The organism is Bradyrhizobium sp. USDA 336 (assembly GCF_044908355.1).
Taxonomy (GTDB): domain Bacteria; phylum Pseudomonadota; class Alphaproteobacteria; order Rhizobiales; family Xanthobacteraceae; genus Bradyrhizobium; species Bradyrhizobium yuanmingense.
Genome location: NZ_JBIYDC010000002.1, coordinates 5,442,084 through 5,467,123, shown reverse-complemented (window position 1 = coordinate 5,467,123; position 25,040 = coordinate 5,442,084). Strand labels below are relative to the sequence as shown.

General features: G+C 65.7%; 16 protein-coding genes. 6 read left to right on the top strand and 10 right to left on the bottom strand.

Going from position 1 to position 25,040, the window contains the following annotated elements; translation table 11 throughout:
• Positions 1 to 5: 5 nt before the first annotated feature.
• On the bottom strand, positions 6 to 1,148 hold the full coding sequence (locus tag ABIA45_RS26635; RefSeq protein WP_404655756.1) for a lactonase family protein: 1,143 nt from the start codon (positions 1,146 to 1,148) through the stop codon (positions 6 to 8).
• Positions 1,149 to 1,289: 141 nt separating this feature from the next.
• Entirely contained in the window at positions 1,290 to 1,421 is a 132-nt protein-coding gene (locus tag ABIA45_RS26630) for a hypothetical protein (protein ID WP_260345447.1), read from the bottom strand.
• Between the two features lie 148 nt (positions 1,422 to 1,569).
• On the opposite strand from ABIA45_RS26630, the gene ABIA45_RS26625 reads away from it, so the two are divergent.
• Positions 1,570 to 1,746 carry a hypothetical protein gene (locus ABIA45_RS26625; RefSeq protein WP_404654380.1) on the top strand — a complete coding sequence of 59 codons (177 nt, stop codon included), beginning with the start codon at positions 1,570 to 1,572 and terminating at the stop codon, positions 1,744 to 1,746.
• 97 nt (positions 1,747 to 1,843) lie between these two features.
• Positions 1,844 to 1,966, top strand: a complete 123-nt coding sequence (locus ABIA45_RS26620; RefSeq protein WP_256375387.1) for a hypothetical protein — start codon at positions 1,844 to 1,846, stop codon at positions 1,964 to 1,966.
• Between the two features lie 30 nt (positions 1,967 to 1,996).
• Here the strand turns inward: ABIA45_RS26620 and ABIA45_RS26615 are convergent, their stop codons facing one another.
• Positions 1,997 to 2,140 carry a hypothetical protein gene (locus ABIA45_RS26615; RefSeq protein ID WP_157287223.1) on the bottom strand — a complete coding sequence of 48 codons (144 nt, stop codon included), beginning with the start codon at positions 2,138 to 2,140 and terminating at the stop codon, positions 1,997 to 1,999.
• 110 nt (positions 2,141 to 2,250) lie between these two features.
• On the opposite strand from ABIA45_RS26615, the gene ABIA45_RS26610 reads away from it, so the two are divergent.
• On the top strand, positions 2,251 to 4,431 hold the full coding sequence (locus ABIA45_RS26610) for a PAS domain S-box protein (RefSeq protein ID WP_404654377.1): 2,181 nt from the start codon (positions 2,251 to 2,253) through the stop codon (positions 4,429 to 4,431).
• Here the strand turns inward: ABIA45_RS26610 and ABIA45_RS26605 are convergent.
• Both ABIA45_RS26605 and ABIA45_RS26600 read right to left on the bottom strand, forming a co-directional pair.
• Positions 4,406 to 7,870 (bottom strand): ATP-binding protein, encoded by a 3,465-nt coding sequence (locus tag ABIA45_RS26605; RefSeq protein WP_404654375.1) that lies wholly within the window; start codon positions 7,868 to 7,870, stop codon positions 4,406 to 4,408. The genes ABIA45_RS26610 and ABIA45_RS26605 overlap by 26 nt on opposite strands.
• Before the next feature lie 313 nt (positions 7,871 to 8,183).
• Positions 8,184 to 10,847, bottom strand: a complete 2,664-nt coding sequence (locus tag ABIA45_RS26600) for an EAL domain-containing protein (protein ID WP_271539795.1) — start codon at positions 10,845 to 10,847, stop codon at positions 8,184 to 8,186.
• A 606-nt stretch (positions 10,848 to 11,453) separates the two neighbouring features.
• Here ABIA45_RS26600 and ABIA45_RS26595 point away from each other — a divergent pair.
• Together ABIA45_RS26595 and ABIA45_RS26590 are read left to right on the top strand one after the other, a co-directional pair.
• Positions 11,454 to 12,518 carry a LysM peptidoglycan-binding domain-containing protein gene (locus tag ABIA45_RS26595; protein WP_404654372.1) on the top strand — a complete coding sequence of 355 codons (1,065 nt, stop codon included), beginning with the start codon at positions 11,454 to 11,456 and terminating at the stop codon, positions 12,516 to 12,518.
• Between the two features lie 194 nt (positions 12,519 to 12,712).
• On the top strand, positions 12,713 to 14,041 hold the full coding sequence (locus tag ABIA45_RS26590; RefSeq protein ID WP_404654370.1) for a Spy/CpxP family protein refolding chaperone: 1,329 nt from the start codon (positions 12,713 to 12,715) through the stop codon (positions 14,039 to 14,041).
• On the opposite strand, the gene ABIA45_RS26585 is transcribed toward ABIA45_RS26590, so the two are convergent.
• From ABIA45_RS26585 to ABIA45_RS26575, 3 genes are all read right to left on the bottom strand, one after another.
• The gene (locus ABIA45_RS26585; RefSeq protein ID WP_404654368.1) at positions 14,042 to 14,908 is read right to left on the bottom strand and encodes a hypothetical protein; all 867 of its coding nucleotides are present in this window, start codon (positions 14,906 to 14,908) and stop codon (positions 14,042 to 14,044) included.
• Positions 14,909 to 15,124: 216 nt separating this feature from the next.
• Positions 15,125 to 17,572, bottom strand: a complete 2,448-nt coding sequence (locus ABIA45_RS26580; protein WP_404654367.1) for an adenylate/guanylate cyclase domain-containing protein — start codon at positions 17,570 to 17,572, stop codon at positions 15,125 to 15,127.
• A gap of 191 nt (positions 17,573 to 17,763) precedes the next feature.
• A complete protein-coding gene (locus ABIA45_RS26575; RefSeq protein WP_404654366.1) occupies positions 17,764 to 19,839 on the bottom strand; it encodes an AsmA family protein in 2,076 nt (691 codons plus the stop codon).
• Between the two features lie 250 nt (positions 19,840 to 20,089).
• Here ABIA45_RS26575 and ABIA45_RS26570 point away from each other — a divergent pair, with 250 nt between their 5' ends.
• Positions 20,090 to 20,764 carry a Crp/Fnr family transcriptional regulator gene (locus tag ABIA45_RS26570; protein WP_036044931.1) on the top strand — a complete coding sequence of 225 codons (675 nt, stop codon included), beginning with the start codon at positions 20,090 to 20,092 and terminating at the stop codon, positions 20,762 to 20,764.
• Positions 20,765 to 20,835: 71 nt separating this feature from the next.
• Here the strand turns inward: ABIA45_RS26570 and ABIA45_RS26565 are convergent, their stop codons facing one another.
• Both ABIA45_RS26565 and ABIA45_RS26560 read right to left on the bottom strand, forming a co-directional pair.
• Positions 20,836 to 23,979 carry an efflux RND transporter permease subunit gene (locus ABIA45_RS26565; protein WP_404654364.1) on the bottom strand — a complete coding sequence of 1,048 codons (3,144 nt, stop codon included), beginning with the start codon at positions 23,977 to 23,979 and terminating at the stop codon, positions 20,836 to 20,838.
• On the bottom strand, positions 23,979 to 24,908 hold the full coding sequence (locus ABIA45_RS26560) for an efflux RND transporter periplasmic adaptor subunit (RefSeq protein ID WP_157287231.1): 930 nt from the start codon (positions 24,906 to 24,908) through the stop codon (positions 23,979 to 23,981). Before ABIA45_RS26560 ends, ABIA45_RS26565 begins: the two co-directional genes overlap by 1 nt.
• Positions 24,909 to 25,040 lie beyond the last annotated feature (132 nt).

The window sequence follows — 25,040 nt, the reverse complement described above, 5'->3', positions numbered from 1 at the left end:
GCCCCTCACGGCAGGTTCAGGAACTCGACCCAGTTCGGCCTCTTGCCGGTGGGGTAGGATTTCAGCTTGGCCAGCGCACCGCTGCCCTGGTCGATGGCATAGACCGTCATGCTATCGGAGAGCTCGCCGACCGCGGCGAGATAGCGGCCGGTGGGATCAACCTGAAAGCCGCGTGGTTGCTTCTCGGTCGGCACGCTGCCGATTTTGGTCAGCTTGCCGCTCGGGCCATCGACCCTGTAGGCGGTGAGCGTGCTGGTGGTGCGCTCGGAAGCGTAGAGGAAGCGGCCGTCCGGCGTGATGTGGATGTCGGCCGCCCAAGGCTTCTTATTAGGCTCTTTTCCCGAAAACCCTTCCGGCAGCGCGGTGGTGCGCTGGATCTCGTCCCACGCGCCGCTCCTGGCTTCATAAGTGAAGGCCGCGACATCGCCGTTCAGCTCATGGAGGAGATAGACGAACTTGCCGCCGGGATGAAACACGAAGTGCCGCGGCCCCGATTTTTCCGGCACCTTGTACGCCGGCGGATCGTTCGGCGTCAGCGTGCCGGCCGTGGCATCGAATGCGAAGGCCAACACCTGATCGGAGCCGAGATTGGTCGCGAATGCGAAGCGGTTGTCGGGCGATGGCAGGAAGGCGTGGGCGTTCAGCCCGGTCGGGATCACCTGCTTGGGCTCGCCTGCGACGCCGTTGCCAAGCAGCGGATTCAGCGCGACCTTGTTGCCGCCATAGGAGGCGCTGAACAGGAACTTGCCGCTGCGGTCGATGGCGATATGCGCCATGCTGTCCGCGAGCGGTCCGTTGCCGAGATGGCTGAGCTCGCCCGTCTTGGGATCGATCGCAAAGCTCACCGCGAGAGTGGGCTGCGATCGGATTCCGGCAATCAGCGTGCGGTGATCGGGCGTGATCGCGAGCGGTGTCGAGGAGCCCGGCTTTTCGACGCCCTTGAAGGCGGCCGTCTGCACGAGCGTCATCTCGCCGCTCTCGCTCATCTTGAACACGCTGATGTCGTTGCTGTCGGCGTTGCCGACATAGGCGAAGGTTTCGGCCATACCGGCACGGACTCCAGAAATGAGGGTAAGCGAAGCGAGCAGGGCGGCGGCGATCGCAGCGCGTGGCGCGCGCGATGCGATGCGTCGGATCGGTCTCGACATCGGTCTCGACATGGGCTCCTCCTGAAGGCCGGCTCACGGCATTGTCGTTTTGGCCGCGAGCATAGCGGGCGGAGCGCCGCCGCACCAAAATCCAATGGGGATCGATCGATGCCGAAATCGTATCGGTCGCGGGATGCCGGGTCAGCGCGCCGCTGCGGTTCGGGAGGGCAGACGCAACCCGGACGGCTGGTCCGGCGGCCCGAGCATGGTCCACACGGTGATCGCGACCAGGGCGGAGGTCATGAGGGTCCAGAGGATGAGTCGTTTTCGCATCAGGCCAATCCATCGGTGCAAGCCGCGAGGCCAAGGGCCGCGTCAGCGATCCTGCACCGCAAAGAGCGGCGGTTCTATGAGGCCGTTCACAGGGCGAAAACGGCCGATGCTGTCGCGAACCAATGCGCTGCGAACGCATTGAACCGACATGTCCCGCGCAAACGATCTCGAAGGCAAGCCCGACATGGGCGGCAAGCATGGCGGTCAAGCCGGCCAGCCCGAGCTTCCGCCGCGCCCGCACGAGGGCGAGCGCGATGCGGACGTCGTGGCAAAGCGCCACACCGGCCAAACCGATCGGGCGGCGCCGCCGACCAAACCAAAATAGTACCTTGCGCCCCCCTCGCGGCAGGCCCCGCGCCGGGAACGGCGGCATCGTTCTGCCGTTAGCTCGGGGCGTGAGAGAGGGAAAGGGAGGCTGGCTCGTGTTTTGGATCTGTTGGAACACCGCCTGGTCGCTGATCATCAGCGGCATCTGGGTCGCCACGATCGTCAGCCACCCCGATTCCGAATTCGTCGAAGTGCAGGCCGCCAGACGGCAGATGTGAGCGTGCCGCCCTTTCCAGGCGCGTCCCGGTTCACGTCATGCTGCCGGGCATGAAGCAGCGGATCATGGGACGGCCGTTGACGTAATAAGGCCAGACCATGGTGCGCCCGGCGCGGTTGGGCTCGGTGATGACGGTGTCGTCGGGCACCTCGACCCGATTGCCGAGGAGCCGCACTCGGCGCCGCCAGGTCTCAACCAGCAGTTGGCAGGCCTTGGAACGCTCCGGGCTTCCATGCGTTCAAGCTCATTGCGTAGGCGCCCGCCTGCGGCACGTCGGGGCTAAGTATGTCGAATGTCGAAGAATTTCCGCTTTCTGCCCGCAAGCTGACTGAATTCGAGGCCCTCGTGACCGCGGCTCCTGCAGCGCTCGAGGCCATCCCCGGCGCCGTCTATGTCTGCGATAGCGAAGGCTGGATCGTGACCTATAATGGCGCAGCCGCGGAATTGTGGGGAAGGACTCCCGAGCTTGGCTCGGTCGAGAAGTTCTGCGGGTCGCACCGTCTCTACAAGATGGACGGTACCCTGCTTCCCCATTCCGAGTGCCCGATGGCCACGGCGATCCGGCTCGGGCTCCCTACACGCAACACGGAGGTCACGGTCGAACGACCTGACGGCTCGCAGATCACCGCGCTCGTGAACATCCGTCCCCTGCGCGATCATGCCGGCCGCATCCAGGGCGCAATCAACTGCTTTCAGGATGTTTCAGATCGCAAGAAGATCGAACAAGAGGTCCGCGCGAAGACCAAGGATCTCGAGGACTTCTTCGAGAACAGTGCGGTTGGGCTCCACATCGTGGGTGGCGATGGCATCATTCGCCGGGCCAATCAGGCCGAGCTCGATCTGCTGGGCTACAGCGCCGAAGAATATATCGGTCACCACGTGGCCGAATTTCACGCGGACGCCCCCATCATCGGCGACATTCTTCACCGGCTGTCCTGTGGCGAAAGGCTCGACCGCTATCCCGCCCGCCTGCGCGCGAAGGATGGCTCGATCAAGCACGTACTGATCACCTCGAACAGTCGTGTCGAGGACGGCAAGTTCGTCAGCACGCGCTGCTTCACGACTGACGTCACCGAGCTGCACGTGGCCGAGCTGGCGCGCGAGGCGAGCGAGACTCGCCTCGCTGCAACCTACCAGGCCGCCAGCGTCGGCATCGCCGAGGCGGATGAACATGGGCGGCTGCTCCGGGTCAACGATTACCTGAGCGAGATCACCGGGCGATCCCGTGAAGATCTGCTGGCGATGAGCTTTTCCGATTACACCCATCCCGACGATTGCGCCGCGGACCTTGCGCTCTACGAGCAACAGGTGCGTGGCGAGATTCCCAGCTATACCTATCGCAAGCGCGCCCTGCGCCCCGACGGCAGCGTGCGTTATCTTGAGATTTTCAGCTCTTCAGTCAGGGACAGCGCGGGCCGCTTCCGTTACGGCGTTCGCGTCAGTCACGACGTCACCGAAGCCAAGCGTTTACAGGATCGGATCCGCGAGAGCGAGCAGCATATGCGCGATCTGCTCGAGGCGCTGCCCGCCGCGCTCTACACAACCGACGCAAAAGGTCGCATCACTTTCTACAACAAGACCGCCGTCGAGATGGCCGGGCGCACGCCGCTGCCCGGCGACGAATGGTGCGTGACCTGGAAGCTCTATTGGCCGGACGGCACGCCCCTGCCGCACGACCAATGTCCGATGGCGATCGCGCTCCGGGAAGGACGGCCCGTGCGCGGCGTGGAAGCTGTCGCGGAGCGACCGGACGGCACGCGCGTACCGTTCATTCCCTATCCGACGCCGCTCTACGATTCCGACGGCAGGATGATCGGTGCGGTCAACATGCTGGTCGACATCACCGAACGCAAGCGCGCGGAAGTGGCGCAAGCGCTTCTGATCGACGAGCTCAATCATCGCGTCAAGAATACCCTGGCCACGGTGCAATCGCTTGCCAGCCAGACCGCGCGCCATACCAGCAGCCTGGACGACTTCAAGCGAACCTTCGAGGGACGGTTGCTGGCGCTCTCTCGTGCGCATGATCTCTTGACCGAGCGCAAGTGGCAGGACGCGCCGCTCCAGCGGCTCGTCGAGGACATCACGGCGGCTGTTGCGGAGGATGGCCGGATCAGGATGGAAGGTCCCCCCGTCGCGCTCAATGCGCGCTCGGCACTCAGCTTTACGATGGTTCTCAACGAGCTCCTGACCAATGCGACAAAGTACGGTGCCTTGTCAGCACCGGATGGGACGCTCGTGATGCGATGGAGCCTGCGGAATGCCGGTCACGGCACCATTCTCGAATATGAATGGGTGGAATCCGGCGGGCCGAAAGTCACGCCGCCCATGCGCCGCGGCTTCGGCACGCGGCTGATGGAGCGTTGTGTCGAGGCGGACCTCGGCGGCGAATTCGATCTCGCCTTCGAACCGGGCGGCGTGCGCTGTCGCATGTCGATGCCGGTCACGGGCACTGTCGGATCGAATTGATTCGCGCGATCCATGGCTGATCTCTGGATGACAGCATATCGAGCTCGTTTGCGAGCGCGATGGCTTCTTTCACGTCCGGCGTGACGAGCCCTTCACGGAGCCTGCCGACAACAGGCACAAGCAGGTCCACCGCCTGCTCAAGCTTGTCGGAATCTCGCCAGAGGCGGGCCAGGCTGACGGCTGTCCGCAGCTCCCACGAGCGGGCATTCTGTCCGCGCGCGACTTCCAGCGACTGCACGAACAATTCCTCGGAGTCGGCCGCTGGTCCGGCATGGGCCCGGATGAACTCCCCTTGCAGGCGGTAGATCTCCGCCAGATAGAAGTGATCGCCCGTCCTCTTGGCGACCGTCAAGGCACCATCGAGCGCGCGCAAGGCCGCTTCCGACAGACCGGCCCTCGCATAGCCTTGCGCGAGGAGGCATCTGAACCAGCAACTGGCGAGCCAAGAATTCTGCGCCTCATAACCCTCGACGCCCGCGCGCATTTCGCTCAGACCTGCATCCATGTCCCCGAGCTCGGCCAGCGCCCATCCATGCAGGATGGTGGCCTGTTGCTTCCAATGCAGAAAGCCGTGTTGCGATGAAATGGTCATCGCGCGGCTGGCATAATCTCTGGTGCCCGAGACGTCGCGCAGATGCTGACAAAGGTATGCGCCAAACACTTGCGCGAATGCCAGCGTAAAAGGATGGCGCATTTGCTCGGCATCGAAAATCGCCTGCTCGCTGTGCTGCCGCGCGGTGTCGGGCTGCCCCAGGAACCATAGCAGGTATCCGAGGTACGACATCGACATGACGCCTGGATTGAGGAGCCTTTCCGCCGAACCGCGATGCAGAGCCGGATCATCGAGTTGGATGGAGCGACGAAGATGATGTTGCGCCGCCAGAAACCGCCCGCGGTAAAGCATGGTCGCCGCGATCGACCTGTGGGCCTCCACGAGGTACAGGGTCTGCTTCGACAGCAACTCGCTCGGACGTTCCCGTTTGGCGAATTTCAGGAGTGCGGCACTCAGACCGTGCGCCTTGGTCAGGTCAGCCCGAATGAAGTGGTGCATCCAAAGCCCTCTTATCGCCGCTAGCACCTTGTCTTCATCATCGAGCTGCCGTCCGAGCTCGAGGCCTCGGGCAAAATTGTCTTCCACCTCCTGTGTGCCGTAACCTTTGGCAGCGATCAGCGCGTTACCCAGCGCAATGCGAAGCTCCAGCTCCATTTCATCGCGGTCGGGCATCTCGGGACTGCCGAGGACGACCGCTAGGCCACGGCGCAGATGGCCGATCGCTTCCAAATAGGCTCCCAACCTTGCGGCGTGCCTGCCGGCCTTGATCCAGGAAGCTGCCGCCGGCTGGCTTTGATCGGATTCGGTCAGATGATAGGCGAGAAGCTCCGGCTCGCGCTCGGTCTTTTCCGGATAGTTCTGAGTCAGCACCGACGCGATCCGCGCGTGGAGCCGTCTCCTCTCGCTGCGCAACAGGCTCGCATGCGCTGCATCCTGGATCATCACGTGCTTGAACGAGTAGAGTGCATCCGGCGGATGGCCCAGCCGGACGATGAGCCCTGCCTCCTCCAGGCGATCGAGCGCCGCCTCGATCTGGTCGGCTGGTACGGAGGCGACAGCGTTCAGCATCTCGTAGGAGAACTGCCGGCCGATGGTGGCTCCGATCTGTGCAACCCGCTTGAACGGGCCCAGCCGATCCAGACGCGCCATCAGCGAATCCATCAGCGTCGCCGGGATTGCCAGCGGTCGCCACGAACCGGAGAGCACATAGTTTCCCCGTTCCTCGGTCAGAAGGTCGCTTTCGAGAACGGCTTTGGTCAGCTCCTCGACGAACAGCGGCACGCCATCGGTCTTGACGATGATGTCCTCGACGACTTCCTTCGGCATTTTGCGGCTGCCGGCAACCCGCTCGACCAAGGTCGTTCGCTGCTGCCGGCTCAGCCTGTTCAGCACCAGCGTCGTGATGTGAGAGTGAGCGCTCCAGCTCGGCTTGAATTCGGAACGGCAGGTGATGACGACGAGAATGGGCGTGTACTGGACCCGCTCCACCAGCAGATCGATGACCTCCCGGGATGTCGGATCGATCCAATGGGCGTCCTCGAAGGCGATCACCAGCGGCTGATCGTGCGCGAGGCCCAGGAGATGATTGATGAGGGCGGAGACGATGGCGTCCTTTTGCTGCTGCGGCGACAGATCGAGCGGAGGATAGCGACCTCCGGTCGGGATCGACAGCAGCGCCGCAAAGAGCGACGTCATCTGCTCGATGTCGCCATGCGCGGCCGCAACGGTCCGCTCGAGACTCGACAGAGATGAGGCCGAAGCATCGTCGCGGTCGAGGCCCAAGGCAAATTTGAGCTGCTCGATGAAGGGATGGAACGCCGTCGAGCTATAGTAGGGCGAACACTGGAACGAGACATGCCCGTGCCGATCCCCCGCGATCCGCACGAAGATTTCCTGGACGATGCGCGACTTGCCAATGCCCGGCTCCCCGAACAGCACCACGACCTGGCCGTCGCCCGCCTTGGTCTGCTCCCAGCGGCCGAGCAGAACCGTGATCTCGTCGTCGCGATTGACGAGTGGCGTCAGCCGGGAGCCGATGGCTGCGGCAAAGCGGGTCTCCACGCGCGACGGCCGAACCACATGCCACGCCTGTGTTCTTCCGGATATGCCCTTGAGTGCATGGACCCCGAGATTGCGATAGTCGAACTTTCCTTTCAACAGCGACTGCGTCGACGACGAGATGACCACCCCGTTCGGCGGCGCCAGGCCCTGCAATCGCGCCGCCAGATTGACGGTCTCGCCGACCGCGGAATCGCGCTCCTCGGTCCCCTGGCCGACCAAGTCGCCCACGACCACCAGTCCCGTCGCGATGCCGATCCGGACGGCGGGCGCATGGCTGAGCGCACCCAGCGGCTCGATCGCAGGCGCGGTCGACAATGTCCGCACGATCTCGAGACCAGCCCGCACCGCTCGCTCGGCATCGTCCTCATGCGCTTTCGGGTAGCCGAAATAGACCAGGATGCCGTCGCCGACGAAGCGGGCGGCAAATCCTTCATAGTGTTTGACCACACCGACGCAGGTTTCGCGAAAGCTCGCGATCATGTCACGCACGTCCTCGGGATCGAACTGTGCGGAGAGCGCGGTGGAATCGACCATGTCGCAGAACATCGTGGTGAGCTGGCGACGTTCCGCAACGATTGCAGTAGCGGGCAATGTGTGGCCCGCGGCTGGCGCGGCCATTCCGGAAAGGGACGCCGTTGCACGCTGAAGCCGCTTGCGGTCTCCGAGCGGCAGTCCAATCTGTGCCAGATCCGACTCGGTCAGGTGGGGCAGGATGTCGAGACCGATGCGATGGCGGACGAAGAGGTCCGTGTATTGGCTGAGCCCAACGCTTTCAAGCCAGTGTCTCAGACGCTCCGTCCCCGTCCTCGACTCATCATTCGGCATGCAGAAATCCCTGGTTCAAATTGCGCTGAACGGCTCCAAAATGCCTGTGGTTTGCGCTTGGATTGGGACTCGATGCGACTCTTCGTTGCGGCGGCCAATGAAGGCAAACCATCGGTATTTGAGCGTTTCTCGCCCGCCCTCTCGAAAATAAGGCGGATCGGCGGCTCACCACTTCGACGAGCCAGGTGCGCAGAATTCAATGAATTGATAGCTGTCGGTCGCTGATTGTCAAATCGCCGCACGACGTCGAACCAAACACTCAGCGGCGCCGCTCTCCTCGCAGCGGACATCCGGGCAGACGTGGCGTCGCCGGCTAGGCCGCGACCGCCTGCGCCGCCAGCAGCTGCTTCAGCTTCGCCGCCGGTACCGCCGGGCTGAACAGCCAGCCCTGCATCTGGCTGCAGCCGAGCTGGCGCAGCACCTCGGCTTGCGCTTCGGTCTCGACACCTTCGGCGGTGGTCGCCATATGGCGCGCGGCGGCCATGTGCACCACGGCCTGCACGATTGGCGAGGAGTCCTCGGACTGACCGATGTCGCTGATGAAGCTGCGGTCGATCTTGATCTTGTCGAACGGGAAGCGGTGCAGATAGCTGAGCGAGGAATAGCCGGTGCCGAAATCGTCGAGCGCGATGCGCACGCCGAGCTCGCGCAGCTGCTGCAGGATCGCCAGCGCCTCCTCGTCGTCGCGGATCAGCACCGTCTCGGTGATCTCCAGCTCGAGCCGTCCCGGCGCGAGCCCGGACTCTGCGAGGGCGGCGGCGACCTTGAGCGCCAGCGTGCGCGAGCGGAACTGGACCGGCGACACGTTGACCGCGATGTGAATCCGTCCCGGCCACGAGGCTGCCTCAACGCAGGCCTGCTTCAGCACCCATTCTCCGATCTCGCCGATCAGGCCGGTGTCTTCGGCGACCGGGATGAACTCCGCCGGCGAAACCATGCCGCGCTCGGGATGGCGCCAGCGCAGCAACGCCTCGCAGCCGGTGACGACATTGGCGGTGAGGTCGACAAGCGGCTGGTAGTGCACCTCGAACTCGCCGCGTGCGAGCGCCTGGCGCAGATCGAGCTCGAGCTGGCGGCGCTGCCGCACCTTGGCGTCGTATTCGGGCACGAACAGGCGGAAGGTGCGGCGTCCCTGCGACTTCGCCGCATACATCGCCAGATCGGCGCGCTTGAGCAGATCGTCGAGATTGTCGCCGTGGTCGGGCGCGATGGCGATGCCGATGCTGGCATCGGTCGGAATCTCCTGTCCCCTGCAATCCACCGGCGCGCGCAATGCCTTGAGGATGGTTTCCGCCAGTGCCGTCAGCTCGGCCGGATCGGAGGTGCCGGCCTTGACGATGGCGAATTCGTCGCCGCCCAGCCGCGCGACCATGTCGTTGCCGCTGACGCAGGCGCGCAGGCGGTTCGCCACCTGGCGCAGCAACTCGTCGCCGACCTCGTGTCCGAGCGAGTCGTTGACGCCCTTGAACTCGTCGACGTCGATATAGAGGATCGCGAACGGCTTGCCCTGAGCGAGCTCGGCGACGCGGCGTTCCAAATGCCCGCGCAGCAGCACGCGGTTGGGCAGATCGGTGAGCGCGTCATAATGCGCCAGATGGGCGATGCGCTCGTCGGCGCGGATGCGCTCGGTGACGTCCTCATGGGTGGCGAGCCAGCCGCCGGCAGCGGCCGGCTGGTTCTTGATCTCGATCAGGCGGCCGTCGGCGGTTTCGACGATCGCGCTCTTGGTGCGGCCGCTATTGCTCAGGATGTCGTCGCAATAGGCCTCGACGTCGCCCTCGAACGAGCCGGTGTCCCGGCGGTGCCGGATCACGTCGCGGAAGTGGACGCCGGGCTTCACCACAGCGGCCGAGAGCCCGTACATCTCGACGTAGCGGCGATTGCAGACGATCAGCCGCTCGTCCTGATCGAACATCAAAAGGCCCTGCGTCATCGTGTTCATCGCGGTGTCGAGCCGCTGCTTCTCGAGCGACAGGCGATGCGTCACCTGGCGGAAGATCAGAAAGAGCGTGAGCACCAACAGGCCAATCGACAGCGCGGCAATGGTGACGAAGAATTTCGTCTGCGTTCGCCAGGTCGCCAGCGTCGCATCAAGCGACTTGGTCGCGACCACGACCAGCGGCTCGCCGGTGAGCAGGCGCGAGGCTACGATGCGGTCCTTGCCGTCGATAGGGCTTGCGAGCTGGGTGGTGACGAAAGTGCGCTCGAACACCGCCATTTGCTCCGGCGTGCCGGTGCGGAAGTTCTGCCCGATCATCGCCTCGACGTGGGGAATGCGGGCGAGCAGCTGGCCGTTCTGGTGGTGCATCGCGATCGAGGAATCCTCGCCGAGCCCGGTCGAGGCGAAGAAGGATTCGAGCTGCTCGGGCGCGATCGCGCGCGACACCAGCCCGAGGAATTCGCCGTGCGGGCCGGAGATGCGCCGCGCGAACACGATCGCCGGTCCGTTGCCGAGCCGGCCGGGCACGACCTCCACTTCCTCTTGCGCAGCCGGATCGTCCTTGAGACGGTTGAAATAGCCGCGATCGGCGATCGAGACATCGGCGACCGGCCATTGCCGCGACGAGTTGATCAGCACGCCCCTGGCATCGAACACATTGGCGCCGGCGATGTCGGACCAGCCGCTGGCTTTCGCGCGCAGCACCTCGTGCACGGCGAGCGTGCCCATCTCGCTGCGGAAGATTTCGGCGGAGGCGATGCCGTGGCTCTCGAGCTCCGCGATGATGCTCTTCTGCAGCACCGCAAAGTCCTCGAACTGGCGGTCGAAATGCCGGGCGAGCATGCGGACGGCGTTTTCCAGGCTGTCGCGGCCGCTCTCGATAGCATTCTGCCGGAAGCGGTCGACGGTGAGCGCGGTGCCGATGGCGGTCGCGAGCATCAGCACGAAGCCGCCGGCGATCAGCCACGTCAGCGGCGCCCCGCGCCAACGGCGGAACAACGCACGCGTTCGTGCGGTCCATCGGATCGATGCGCCCATCCAGCCCTCCCGTGGGATGCAAGATGCAGCAAACCCGACAAGACCCGGTTACCATTGACGGTTAGGAAAATATGAATCGGAATGGAATCAGAGAGTTGGTTCCATCGCACAGGCGATCGCGGCAATACCGCAGCATGTCAGCGCTCGATTGCCCACTTCAAGGCTTCCGCGTTGGTCTTGGCGAACATCTCCGGCCCATCGAACTTGCCGGTCTCTAGGTCAGCGGCATTTCCAATGCGCCGGCCCCTTCGCCGCGACGCTCTTCATGTACTGCTCGAGCTTGGTGGCGCCGTCGGCGAGGTGAAGGCGAGATCGGCATCGTCGCAGAGCGTGAAGCCGGACGGCGGGCAGGAGGCAGCTCAAGCGAGTGAACGGGCAGCGTCACCACCAACGCGAGTGATCGCGCGGCACGGGAGAATACGGTCACGGGAGGAATTCCCTTGAAGAAGGCCGCGAACCGGCCTTGATGCTTGGACACCCGCATGGTTGCGCCGGTTGATCCGATGCGCCGGACGGGGGTCTAATCCGATCGACAGTCTTGCTGCGGCAGCCAAATCGGCGCACCTTGCCGGCCTCGGCTGATTTGCCACCTAAGGTCCTTTTCAGATGATCACCGCCTCCAAGGCCTTCATTGCCTTCTGTTTGCTCGCGCTGGTCGGCACCGCGCTGGTGATCGGGCCGACCGAGCTGCGCCGCCTGCTGCCTGATGGACCGAAGGTCACCGTCGCCGCCAAGCCGGAGGCCAAGGTCGAACCCCAAGCCGGAGCCAAGGTCGAGCCCAAGTTTGAAGCCAAGGTCGAGCCCAAGGTCGAGTTCAAGCCTGAGTCCAAGCCAGAGCTGAAGCCGGAACAGCCGAAGCTCGCCGACAGCGCGCCGCCTGCACCCGAGCCGAAGGCGGGCGCGCTGGCCGAGACCCAGAAGCAGGTGGCCGCGCTCGGTGACCTCGTGCTGGTCAAGCCGCCGGCGCCGGCTGCAGATGCCGGCCCCCGTTTCGACGTCGCCCGCATCGACGATCACGGCGAGGCGGCGGTGATTGCCGGCCGCGCCACGCCGGGCGCGCGGGTCGAGCTGATGCGCGACGGCAAGCCGCTCGACAGCGTAGTCGCCGACGCCTCGGGCCAATTCGTGATGACCCCGCCGCAGCTGCCGGCCGGCTCGTATGACCTGACGCTCCGCGCCAGGGCGCCGGACGGCACGGTCACCGAATCCGGCCGGACCATGCCGGTCACCATCGCCGCGGCGGCGGCGCCGCCGCCCGTGCGCACGCCGCCGGTTGCGAAGCAGGAGGCCAAGCCGGCCGAGAAGCCCGACGACAAATCGGATGTCGTCGCCGCGCTGCCGTCGGCCTCGCCGCGGCTGGCGTCGGTGCCTGAGAAGCAAGCGGCCCGGCCAAAACTGATCGGAGCACCGAAACCAAGGACTCTCGCGCATGCGCCGGCGGCCACCGCGGTCGCATCGGCCTCGCCGGCGGAGGTGCTCACCGCCGCACCGGCCGAGGCCGTCGGCAGCCGGATCATCGCCCGCGGCGACAGCCTGTGGGCGCTCAGCCGGCTCGCTTACGGCGACGGTTCCCGCTACGCCGTGATCTTCAACGCCAACCGCGACAAGATCCAAAACCCTAATCTGATCTATCCCGGCCAGACCTTCGTGATGCCGCAAAAGGCCGAGTGACACGGCACGGCCGGCGCGTTGCGACGCATTGTCCTGTGTCTCTCTGGAACATTCGGTTCCCTCGCGCGTCTTCGTGATGCGACGCATTGCGCACTTGGCGCGGGTGGGAGGGCCAAGACGTGGCCGAACAAGTCGTGGCCAAACAAGACCTGGCCAAACAAGACCTGGCCAAATTGGTCGTCAGGTCAACGATCATGCCGGGACGCATGGGATTGGCGCTGGCTGGCGCGATCCTGGTGGTTGCAGCAGTGCTGCTGCCTGACAGAGCCGAGGCGCAGTTCGGCTTGCGCGGCGGTCCGGTCGGGGTTGCGCGCTTCGCCGTCGGCCACGTGATCGGCCTGTCGCGCCTGCGCCATTCCCGCATGGCGGTGCGCGGCGGCCGCTACCGCTCCGCTGCGCTAAGGTCGCAGGACCCGCGCGGGGCCGACCGCAGCCAGCAGTCGAACCCTTACGTGATGCGTGCGGCCCTCACGGCGCAGGCTGCGCTGGCGGGCTGGCAAGGCGGCCGCCGCCCGCAAGGCTGGTGGCGTCATCCCGATGGCAGCTACGGCTGGGTCGGCCCGGTGTTTTGGCCGTTCGCGCATGACGATCTCACCAATGCGATCATCTTCGGCGACACCACCAGCCTCTCGCTCTACGGCTACGGCGATATCTATGCCGCGCTGTTCACGCCCTATGCCGCCACCGAGCTCGCCGCCTACACCGTGCCGCAAGGCCGTCGCGCGCGAAAGGTCCCGACCGCGGAGACGCTGTGCGAGGCCAGCGACACCGGCGGCCTGCCGGTCGAGCGCATCGCGAGCGCCGTTGCACCGAACGAAGCTCAGCGCACCGCACTCGACGAGCTCTCATCCGCCTGGCTTGCCGCGCGCGACACCATCCGCACCGCCTGCCCGGCGCAAACCCCTGCGAATGCGGCGGAGCGCCTCGGCCTGATGCGCGAGCGTGTCGAGGCCATGATCAAGGCCATCGACACCATGGAAGCGCCGTTGTCGAAATTCGTCGGCCTGCTCAATGACGACCAGAAAGCCCGACTCAACGCCCTCGCCAGCGAGCGTCGCGCCGTGCTGGCGTCCTATCAGTCCAAAAACGCTGACAAGAACGATATCAAGAACGCGAGCAAGAACGCTGACAAGAACGCTTCCAAGGACGCGCAGGCGGCCAAGGCATGCCAGGCGGACTACGATCCTCTTTCCGACGAGAACGCCCAGCGCCAATACGAGCAGCTGATCCAGCAGCAATGGCCCGCCGCCGACATCGCCACCACGCTCCATCTCGATGAGGTCGCCCGCGCCCGCTTCGAGGTGCTGCAGGACACCACGCTCCGCACCATGCAGACGCTCAGCGCCTGTCCGACCGAGCCCGCCGCAACCCCGCAGGCCCGCCTCGTCGCCGTGAAGGCGCGGCTGCAGACCATGCTGCAAGCCGTCGGCGCGATCAGCGACGCGCTCGACGATTTCCAGGCCGACCTAAGCGACGAGCAAAAGGCCGGGTTCGAGGCGATCGGGCCGAAGCGGGGGGCGTGATCACCCGCACGCCCAGTCGAACTTCATATCCCTGAAATCCAGCTGCGCGTTGCCGCCGCCGAAATTGTAGCCGCCGAAATATTCCTCGAACTCGATGTAGAACGGGCTCATCTCCGGCACGGCTTGGCACGGCCGCATGGTGCCGCCGAGATGGTTGTGGGCGTGATCCCTGGCCCAGTCGTGCAGGCGGAAATTGTCGCGGCTAGGGGTGCCGCCGACATAGTAGTAATATGGCTGATACCCGGTCGGCGGATTTTCGCGCACGTACTCATCCTGCGGGCCCTTGCCGGCGTTGGGATCATCAGCGCGCGGCGACAGCGCGATCGCGCGCGTTTCGCTGAGATCGGCGCGCGGCGGGGCTGCAAACATCTTCTTCGCATAGGCCGGCGCCGCCTCGAAGAAGGCGCTGGCGCCGCCGACGTCGAGCCAGCGCGGCCGCTCCACTGTTGCCAGCGCAAGCGGCGCCGGCGGTGTCGCGAACGCGCCGTCATATTCGGACCTTGTCAGCAGCAGCGCGGCATAGGCGTAATCGAGAATGTCGGTCATGCGCGACAGGCGCGGATGCGCCGGCCGTGCCAGCACCGCCTCGCGAATCTCGGGATCGTCGGGCGCGCCGCCATCATTGTGATCGGGCGCCGTGGCGAAGAACGACAATGCGACGATGTCATTGCCATGCACCCGATAATCCTCCGGCAGCAGAAGCGTGAAGCCGTGCATCAAGGGATAGCCGGTAACGGGATCGAGCGGCCATTGCTCGGATGCAATGCCCGGCGGCAGCCCAAACACCCAGCCCTGGTCGCGCGACCGATCCGCGGGCCGGTCCAGCATCTGCAAATCATAGGCACGCGAAGGCAGCGGAAATGCCACGGCTCGTCTCCATCCGGATTCAGCCTCGCCGTTGAGGCGAGGGTTGGTCGCGGGGAGCAGGGATGTGGTTCGGGGAGGCGTTGAGGATGCTGCCAATCGGCCGGTGTTTTGCCCGACGTGTCAAATCGCGCGGCACGCGGGCGAAGCCTGCCGTAAGTCATTGATCCCAAAGGCCCGCCTACTGTGCATGGGGTTGTTTTCGCACTTTTGTTTTGGCTACCCTCTCCGCCGCACCGCCGTGGCGTCCACCACGTTCTCCATCTCCTCGCGCCAGCTCAGGATCTCCATCGCAAGCACGGGGTGATTGAAGCCCTTGAGCTGGAGATCGTCGAGCGCGCGGGCCTCGACCCATGGCTCGACCATGCCGTAGACGCGGCGGCTGACCACGATCTGGTTCGGCTTGGCTTCGCCGCACAGGCGCGAGGCGAGGTTGGTGACGCTGCCGATCGCGGCATATTCCAGCCGCTGCTCAAATCCGACCTGGCCGAGCGTGGCATAGCCGAGCGCGACGCCGATGCCGAAGCCGAGGCTATGACCGCGGTTGCGCCAGCGCTCGGTCAGGGGGCCGATGGTGTCGCGCATCTCCACCGCCATCTTCACAGCGCGCTTGGTGTGGTCCTCGAACTGGATCGGCGCGTTGAACAGGATCATCACGCCGTCGCCGGCATATTTGTCGAGCGTGCCCTCGTACTTGAAGATCAACTGGCCGAGCGCGGCGTGATATTCGCGCAGCACGTTCATCGCCTCTTCCGGTTCGGTCGCTTCCGTGAACGCGGTGAAGCCGCGCAGGTCGCAGAACACGACCGTGACCTCGCGGCGCTGGCTGGTCAGCAGGCCCTCGGGGCTGTCGGAGGAGGCGATCAGCTGCGCCACCTGCGGCGCCAGGAAACGCTCGAGCTTGCGGATGCGCTCGATCTCGCCGAGCTGGGTCCTGACTCGCTCCTCCAGCGACTTGTTCCAGTCCTTGAGCTGCTCGGTCTGCTCGCGGAGCTTGTCGGCTTGCGCGCGCACGGTCGTGTTCGCCGCCTCCAGCGCGTGGCTCTTGTGGTCGACCTCGGTAAACAGCTGCGCATTGCGCATCGCCAGCACGGCCTGGTTGGCGAAGGTGCGCATCAGGCCGATGATGCTGGGCGCGAACGCCCCGGTGGCGCGGCGCAGCACCACGAGCGAGCCCAGCGTGCCCTGCTGGTCGATCAGCGGCACCACCAGCACCGAGTTGAAGCCGGCCGCGAGCGCGGCCTCGCGCAGCGGCTGCTCGGCGGCATCGCTAAGCTCGGCCAGCGCGATCGGCTCGCCGCTGTCGGCGGCATCGCTCAGGATGTTGCCGCCTTGGGCGATGGTGACATGCGCGCCCTCGGCGGATTTGTCGATGCCGCCTGCCTCGACCAGGTTGAAGCGGCGCGCCTCGGCGTCGAAGCCGTAGATCAGCACCGCGTCGGCACGGGTGATCTCGATCGCGCGGGCCGCGATGGTCGCAAGCACCGCGTTGAGATCGAGCGAGGAGGACACCGCGCGGCCGACCTCCTCCAGCACCTTGAGCTCGTGGATCGACTGCGCGAGATCGCGGGTGCGCTCCTCGACCTTGCTCTCCAGGTTCGAATAGGTCTCCTGGATCTGGTCGGCCATGCGGTTGAACTGCCCGGCGAGGTCTTCCAGCTCATCGGAGGTGTGCACGTCGATGCGGTGGCTGAAATCGCCTTCGCCGAGCTTATGCGCACCGTCGCGCAGGGCCGTGATCGGGATGATCATGCGGCGGGCGAGCAGCGTGCCGGCGAGGATCGCGACCATCAGGCCCATGCCGATCAGAAGCGCGATGCGCACCAGCTGGTCGCGGATCGGCATCAGGGCCTGCGTGGTCGGTTGCTCGAACAGCACGCTCCAGCCGAGCTTCGGCACGATGCTCGCGGCGCTCATCACCGCATGGCCGTTGAAGTCGGTGCCCGACGTCTCGGCTTCGTGGCCGGGCGCGATCGCGGCTGCCACCTGCGGCAGCTTGGAGAGGTCCTTGCCGATCTCGGGCCCTTTCGATGACGTCGCCAGCACTCGGCCGCGCGGATCGACGACATAGGCGAAGGCGGCCTTGCCTACTTGCGCGTCGGACAGGAAGTCGGAGAGGAAGCCGAGATCGATCTCGGCCACGGTGACGCCGGCATTGAAGCCGGAATGCGCCACCGAGATCGACATCAACGGCGTCCGGTCGGCGAACCAGGCGGGCGCGTAGGTGACGCCACGGGCGACGGCGTCGGTGAAGCGCACGTCGCGGGAGAGGTCGGCATTGCCGCCGGTCGTGGTCGATTGCCTGGAGACGCGCAGCACCTCGCGGCCGTCGCCGTTGAGCTGGAACAGCTGGTTGACGACCGAGACCTGGTGCAGCAGAGAGGCATAGTCGGCGCGGCGCTTCTCCAGCGTGTCTTGGCTCGCGCGCGTCACCCAACTGATCTGGCGGTCGAGCTCGGAAATCGCCTGCTCGATGCGCCGGGCGGCTGCCTGCGCCTTGTCCTCCAGGCCGTCGGTCAGCTGTGTCCGCGTCGCGCGGTAGGAGATCCAGGTCTCCATCGCCCCGTTGACGGCGAGGACGAACACGACGAGGCCGACGAGGGAGACGACGTATTTGGCGAACAGGCCCTCGCGCAGAGATCGTGTCTTGTCGTTCGCTCCTGCCATCCCGATCCTCTCGCGCCGCCACTGACGCCGCGCGCTACGGGCCGTACAGGCCCTTCCAAGCCGTTCTATCACAATTTGGACCGAAGGGCCGTCACGCGGCGGCGGACCGGCCGGTGTGGTTACCCCTGTGGTCTCCTGGGCAGGTGGACCGGCGGCGATTGTCGCAGCCGGATCCGTTCGAAGGAGGGAGCTTATCGATTGAAGAGCTGCCGCAGCACGTCGTTCATTGGCTGACTGTCCTGCTGCGCGGCCGGTGGGTCCTCCAGGGCTGGGGCCGCCGGCGAGGCCTGCGGCGCCGCCGTGGAGGGCGTTGCCGGCAGGCTGCGGTTGCGCCCGGTGCCGGTGCCAGTGCCGCTCCCCGCGCCGCTGGAGAGACCCTGCTGGATCAGATTGCCGATCGCTTCCCCGAGCGGGCCGCCGAGCAGATTGTTCTGTCCCGGTTGCTGGCCTTGCGGATTGGCATTGCCGGTTGCATTGCCACTGCCCGGCGCGGCAGTGGCACCCAGCCCGAGGCTGCCCAGGATGTTGCCGAGCCCGGCGCCGTCGGGACCGAACAGGCCCTTGCCCATTTCGCGCAGCTTGGCATAGGCGGCGTCGGGATTGTCCAGCATGCCGGCCATATCGGGGTAGATCCGCGGCTGCGACCAGGAGCCCTGGATCATCACGGGAATGCCGAAGCCGACCGGCTCGGAGGTGCGGCCCTGGCCTTCGGTCGTCATCACGAGCTTGGGCTCGACGCGAAAGCCCATCATCTTGGTGTCGAGCGCGATGGTGCCGGCGCCGGTGACGCGCACCAGCGGCCCGATCAGGTTGAGGTCGGTCGTCACCGCCTGACCCTTGTCGATGCGGAAGGAGGCCGAGAGCTGCGACAGATCCGTGCTCTGCTCCTGGCTCGGGTCCTGGTTTCCGTTCTGGTTTCCATTCTGGCTTCCTTGCCAGCCGGACAGCGTGCTCGTCGTCAGCGAGCGGATCATCTGCGCGACATTGATGCCGCGGATGGCGCCGTCCTGGAAATTGACGAAGGCCGTGCCCTGCATGTTCGCCATCAGCGCACGCTGGCTGTTGCCGGCGCTGCGCAAAGCGAGCTTGGCCTGCAGCTTGCCGTCGATGCGATCGAACTCGGCAAGGCTCTGGAGCAGCGGCAGCGCGCGCACGCCGACGAGGTCGGAATGCATGGCAAAGCTTGGCGCGCCGGTGGTCGCGTCCAGGATCACCTCGCCCGAGACCTGGCCGCCATAGGCGCCGAGATTGGCCGTGCCGGCCTTCAGCACGCCGCCGGCGAGCTTGGCGTCGAGCGCCAGCGGCGCGATCCGCGCATCGCCGATCACGGCCTCGTTGGCGGAGATCCGCACTTGCGCATCGACATAATTGAGCCCGGACACGTCGATCGGCGCATTGCTCCAGGGCTGCCCCGACACGCCTTCCGGCGATTTCGCCAGCGGCATCGCGAACCGCTGGAAGTCGAGATCGACCTTGACCAGCGGCTTGCTCGCGATGTCGACGGAAGCCCAGCCGTTGAAGGCGCCGTCGCCGAGCCTGCCGTTCACGCCGTTGATCATCACGACATTGCCGCTCAGCCGCATCTCGGCCTGGCCGGTGAGCCGGGATTTCAGCACGCTGGGCATGTCGATGGCGAAATCCACCTGAAACGCCGGCCGTTCGGCCGGCGAGGCCGCCTTGATGTCGAACTTGGTCGGGTGATCGCCGACGCGCGCGGTGCCGGTGATATTGACCTTGCGGTCGCGGTCCAGGGTCGCGTCGGCGTTGATGGCGCTGATGCGGCCCTCGACACGGTCGCGCAGGCGCGAGAATGCCACTTCGCCGTCGGTGATCTTGATGCGGTCGATGGTGGCGCCTTTGGTGTCGAGCGCGAGCGGCTTCGAAGGGGCGGTTGCATTCGGCAGGCGTTCGCGGAGCAGCGGCTGGTAGAGCACGGGATGGGTGACGACGAGCTCGCTGATCTCGGGCCTGCCGGACCACACGCTCGCGAGCGACATGTCGGCCTGCACGCGATCGATCGTCAGGCGCGTGATGCCGCTGCGGTCCTTGGGGTCGGCCAGCGTGAGGTCGTTCAGCGTGACGTTCAGCGTCGGCCACAGGCTGATCTTGGTGGTGCCGTCGATCGACAGCCGATAGCCGGTCGCACTCTCGAGGCGCGAGGCGATCGTCGAGGTCAGGAAGCCCGAGGGGATCCCGACCACGAGCAGAAGTGCGATCACGACGATGACGGCGGCCAAAGCCCCGCCGACGAATTTCAATGCTCTCATCTCGACTTTCCAGCGACGGACAATCCGCGCCGAACCCGGCCGATCACCCGTCCTTTGCGCCCGGAGTTTATCCCCGGACGGGAAGCGGCTCCAAGCGCGTAAAAATAGTCAGGGGGTGCTGCAAAGTTATGTGACTTATGACACACTTCTCCAGCGCGGTTTTACGCGATCCTGAGGTTGATGGTTTCAAGCGATTTGCCAAGACGATTTGCCAAGAGACGATGACCAGGACGTTCACAAGGACATTGACATGAGCAAGCAGGCCGAATTTGCGGTCATCCTGAAGATGAACCCGATGTTCGCCGATCTCGGCGCAGACGAGCTCCAGCGGCTGTCCAATCTCTGCCACACCCAGCATTTGGCCAGCGGCGAGGTGCTGTTCCAGAAGGGCGATCCCGGCAATGCGCTGTTCGGCGTGCGCCGCGGCCAGGTCCGCATCGAGACCGGCGCCGCCGACGGCAGCCGGCTGACGCTGAACTTCATGGGGCCGGGCGACCTGTTCGGCGAGGTCGCCGTGCTGGACGGCCAGAACCGGACGGCGGACGCGACCGCGGGCGAGGCCAGCGAATTGTTCGTGCTGCGGCGCGAAGACTTCCTCGGCTTCCTTGAGCGCGAGCCCAAGGTCGCGATCAAAATCATCGCGCTGCTCTGCCAGCGCATCCGCTGGCAGAGCGAGCGCATGGAAGAATCCATGCTGCAGCCGCTGCCGGTGCGGCTGGCGCGGCGGCTCTGCGCGCTCGCCGCCGATTTCGGTTCCGAGGTCCACATCTCGCAGGAGCAGCTCGGCGTCTTCGTCGGCGCCGCCCGCGAAAGCGTCAACCGCCAGCTCCAGGCCTGGCGCAAGGAAGCGATCCTCGATCTCCAGCGCGGCCGGATCCTGCTGCGGAACATGACCAAGCTGACCGCGATCGCGCGGAACGAGTAGGGGCTTGTTCGCGGCGCTCATCATCGCACCCGACAGGTGACGAAGGTCGGCCGGTCGTAAGCCGCTTAACCCTACTCCGCCGCGGGCCGCGCGACGCTCGTTGGCGCCGGCCTGGCTTCCGCCGGCGCAGCTCCATGATCCATCTCCGCATCCTCGCTGTGCACGATCAGCCGCTTGGCGAAGCGCCAGATCAGGGCGCCGAAATCGTCCATCACCATGAACATCGCGGGCACGAACACCAGCGACAGGAGGGTCGAGAAGATCAGGCCGCCGATCACCGCGAGCGCCATCGGCGAGCGGAATTCGCCGCCGGCGCCGACGGCCAGCGCGCTCGGCATCATGCCCGCGGCCATGGCGATCGTGGTCATCACGATCGGACGGGCGCGTTTCATGCCGGCGTCGATCATGGCCTCCTCGCGCGGCGTGCCGGCCTTGATGGACTCGATGGCGAATTCCACCAGCATGATCGCGTTCTTGGTGACGATGCCCATCAGCATCAGGATGCCGATCCACACCGGCGTGGTGAGCTGCTTGCCGGTGACGAGCAGGGCCGCGATCGCGCCGCCGATCGAGAGCGGCAGCGAGAACAGGATGGTGATCGGCTGCAGGAAGGTGCCGAACAGCAGCACCAGCACCGCATAGACCATCATCAGCCCCGCCGTGATGGCGGTCGCAAAGCCGTCGGACAATTCGTTCAGGCTTTCGGCATCGCCCGAGGGCGAGACCTTCACGCCCTTCGGCAGGGTCTTCATGACCGGCAGGTCGTAGATCTTCTTGGTGGCATCGCCGAGCGCGGCGGAGCCGACGAGGTCGGCGGCAACGGTCGCCTGCCGTTCGCGATCGTAGCGGCCGATGCTGGTCGGACCCTGGTCGAGCTTGACGTCGGCGATGACCGAAAGCGGCACGCCGCCCTTCTCGCCGCGCTCGCCGAGCGGCACGCGGAGCTGCTCCAGCGTCTTCAGATCGCCGCGGGCGGCGTCCTCGAGCTGCACGCGGATCGGCACCAGGCGGTCGCCGACGTCGAACTTGGCGAGTGCCGGTCCGACGTCGCCGATGGTGGCGACACGGATGGTCTGCGACAGGCTTTCGGTGGAGACGCCGAGCCGTGCGGCGAGATCGGCGCGCGGCTCGATGCGCAGTTCGGGGCGCTCCAGCGAAGTTTCGGAGATGACGTTGGCGATGGTGGGAATGCGCTTCATCTGCGTCGCAAGCTCGCTCGCGACGTTGTTGACGATGTTGGGATCGACGCCGGTCACCACCAGCGAGATCGCGCGCAGGCCGTTCTCGTCCAGGAACCAGAAGCGGATATCGGGAACGTTCTCCAGCTCCTGGCTGATCGAGAATTCGAGCTCGCGCTGGGTGATGTCGCGGCTGTCCTTGGGTGTGTAATTGATGATCAGGGCGGCGCGGCGCACCTCCTGGGTGCCCGGCGGGACGCGGCCGCCGTCGACGAAGATGCTCTTGACCTCGGGCCGCTTGCGCAGGCGCGCGACGATGTCCTCGGTGACCTTCTCGGTGTAGGCGAGCTGGGTGCCCGGCGGCAGCTCGAGCGCAAGCAGCGATCGCGCGCTGTCCTGGGCCGGCAGGAAGCCCTGCGGCAGCAGCGTGATGCTCCAGATCGAGGCGGCGAAGACGCCGAGCCCGATCAGCACCGTGATGAAATAGTGCTTCACCGACCAGGCAACGATGCGATGATAGGAGCGCAGGATGGGACCGGGCGGCGGCTCCTCGTGCGTGCTGTGCTTGAGGAAATAGGCGGCCAGCACCGGCGTGACGAAGCGCGCGGCAAGCAGCGAGAAGAACACCTGCACCGAGACGGTGATGCCGAACTGCTTGAAGAACTGTCCGGCAATGCCCGACATGAAGCTCGCAGGCGCGAAGATGGCGATGATGGTCAGCGAGATCGCGATGACGGCGAGGCCGATCTCGTCGGCGGCCTCGAGCGCGGCCCGGTAGGGCGACTTGCCCATGTTCATGTGCCGGACGATGTTCTCGATCTCGACGATGGCATCGTCGACGAGAATGCCCGTCGAGAGCGTGATGGCGAGGAAGCTGACGAGGTTCAGCGAGAAGCCGAGCAGGTCCATCGCCCAGAACGCCGGGAAGATCGACAGCGGCAGCGAGATCGCGGCGATGATGGTGGCGCGCAGGTCGCGCAGGAACAAGAGCACGATGATCACGGCGAGGATGGCGCCTTCGAACAGGGTCGAGATCGCCGCGTGGTAATTGCCGTTGGTGTATTCGACCGAGGTGTCGATCACCTTCAGGTCGACGTCGGGATAGGCCGCTTTCAGCGCGTCGATGCGCTTCTGCACGGCCTCGGCCACCTTCACGTCGCTGGCGCCCTTGGAGCGCTTGATGCCGAGCGCGACCACCGGCTCGCCGTTGAAGCGGGCGAAGGTGCGGCGGTCGGCGATGGTGTCGGTGACGGTGCCGAGATCGTCGAGCCGGACCTCGCCGCCGCCGAACAGCGGGATCATGGTGCCGGCGAGATCGCCAAGGGTCTTGGCGCCGGCGAGCGTGCGGATCGCCTGGTCGTTCTTGCCGATCTCGGCGCGGCCGCCGGCGACGTCGACATTGGTGCCGCGCAGGCTCTGGCTGACATTGACCGCGGTCAGGCCCATCGCCTGCAGGCGATCGGGATCCAGCGAGACCAGGATCTCGCGCTCGACGCCGCCGATGCGCTCGACCTGGGCGACGCCGCGCACGCCCTGCAGCGCGCGCTTGACCACGTCGTCGACGAAATAGGAGAGCTGCTCCGGCGTCTTGCCGGGCGAGATCGCGGCATAGGTCACGATCGGCAGGCCGATGACGTCGACGCGCTGGATCAGCGGCTCGGTGACGTTCTGCGGCAGGTTGGAGCGCACGCGCGTCACCGCGTCCTTGACGTCGTTGAGCGCGCGATCCGTGTTGGTCTCGAGCGCGAACTGGATCGTGGTGACCGACAGGCCGTCGGTGATCGACGAAGTGATGTGCCTGACGCCCTCGACGCCGGAGACCGCGTCTTCAACCGTCTTGGTGACCTGGGATTCCAGTTCTGCCGGTGCGGCGCCGAACTGCGATACCGCCACCGAGATCACGGGGATGTCGGCCGAGGGCAGCCGTGTGATCGCGAGCTTGGTGAAGGACACCCAGCCGAGGACCAGCAGGATGATCGAGAAGACGACCGACGGGAGCGGATTGCGGATCGACCATGCCGAGATATTGAGAGCCATCAGCGTACCCGCGTGCGATCGAGTTCATCGGCGAACATGGTCTTGATCTGGTCGCCGTCATGGAGCGAAGAGCCGGCGTCGGCCACGACGATTTCGCCGACCTGCAGCCCTTCCAGGATTTCCGTCGCGCTGTCGGACGACAATCCGACCCGCACCTTGCGTGTCTCGACGACATTGCCCTTGACGACCTGCACCGTGAGGTGATCGATCGCGGTCTTCGGGATCGAGACGCCGCAGCTTCGCTTGGCGTCGATCGAGGCGCGAGCGAACACGCCGACCTTGAGCGAGGGGTTGTTGGCGACGCTGATGCGGACCCGCCCGAGCTGCGTGGTGCGGTCGATCTCTGGCGCAACCAGCCGGACCCGCCCGATCAGATCGGGCGCATCGTCGCGGCTGATCCGCACGGTGGCGCCGGAGGTGAGCTTGGACATGTGCACCGCCGGGACCTGGGCGTCGAGCTCGATCTCATTGTTGACGGCGATGCGGAACATCGGACCGGCCTGCGGCGAGGCCGGCGCGCCGACGATGGTGCGGACCTCGGTGATGAGGCCCGGCGCGGGGGCTTTCAGCGAGATCGGGCCTTGCGGGCCGGGCCGCTGCGGCTGGCCCGGAATCTGCGGCGGCGCAGTGAGGCGCGCCAGCTCCTGGTTGTCAGCGACGATTGTGCCCTCGGTGACCAGGAGGTCGGTGACCCTGGAGCCTTCCTGATCGGCAACGACCACCGCCTCGCGGCGCGGTACGAAGAAGCCGGTCACCCGCACCAGATCGGAGAAGCAGGCATTGGTCGACTTCGTCACGATGACGAGCGCCTCGCTTTGCGTCTCCTTCGGCTCAGGACGCTTGCGATGCTCGAACAGATAATAGCCGATGCCGAGCGCGGCGACGAACAGCACGGTTCCGGCCGGCTTGAGATATTCAGTCAAATTCATCGGCGGATCATCCTGACCTGGCTCACGGCCATCCGCGCGAGGCCCAAACGGAGCGCTTTTCTGACATGAAGCGGCGTCCCGCAAGGCTGCGGGACGCGCTTTGGAAACGAGACCTTACACGACATCACGACT